This window comes from Streptomyces pacificus (genome assembly GCF_011766325.1).
Lineage (GTDB): Bacteria > Actinomycetota > Actinomycetes > Streptomycetales > Streptomycetaceae > Streptomyces > Streptomyces pacificus.
The window spans coordinates 1-255 of sequence record NZ_BLLG01000104.1; the positions used below are offsets into that span (position 1 = coordinate 1).

Annotated in this window: 1 pseudogene; it reads left to right on the forward strand. The window is 67.8% G+C overall.

Features of this window, described 5'->3' with window-relative positions:
• Positions 1-236, forward strand: a pseudogene (locus SCWH03_RS28695) (hypothetical protein); the annotation flags it as partial.
• Positions 237-255 lie beyond the last annotated feature (19 nt).

Genomic DNA, 255 nt, shown 5'->3' on the forward strand with positions numbered 1-255 from the left:
CCTTCCAGACGCTGATGGAGGCAATGATCGCCGAGGCGGCGGCTCGTGGGCAGGTCGATCTCGACCTGGTCAGCGTGGATTCCACGGTCGCGCGCGCTCATCATCACGCGGCAGGGATGGCCGTCGACCCCGAACTGCTGGACGGGCTGGAGAAGGCCGTCGCCGAGGAAAAGGGGGTTCAAGAAAGGGACAAAGCGCACCGGTGGCTCCGCCGGACGAAGGCGGCGACGATGTGACGCGTGAGGAGCGGCGGCG